We start from the raw sequence: 217 nt of genomic DNA, 5'->3' as shown, positions 1-217 counted from the left end.
CGGCTTCCTGCTGCGTGGAGTTGGCCTTGAAGCGCACAGGGGCGAAGAAGCCGGTTTTCAGCGCGGCCGCCGTGGTCTGCAGCAGCTCGGGCGTGAGCTGGTCGCCTTCCCAGAACTCGTAGCTGTAGTCCTTGAGCACGGGCTGCCAGCTCAGCGTTCCGAGAATGAAGCGGCGGCCCGGCTCGCGGTAATTGCGGTTGAGCGCAGGCTTGCCGCC

Annotated in this window: 1 protein-coding gene; it reads right to left on the bottom strand. The window is 66.4% G+C overall.

Annotated features, from left to right (window positions below; all coding sequences use genetic code 11):
- On the bottom strand, nucleotides 1-217 hold a 217-nt coding region (locus tag RRF55_RS29010; RefSeq protein ID WP_439419451.1), incomplete at both ends, for a hypothetical protein.

The organism is Klebsiella sp. K47 (assembly GCF_051858335.1).
GTDB classification, from domain to species: domain Bacteria; phylum Pseudomonadota; class Gammaproteobacteria; order Enterobacterales; family Enterobacteriaceae; genus Klebsiella; species Klebsiella pneumoniae.
This window is presented reverse-complemented; position numbering and strand designations above follow the sequence as displayed.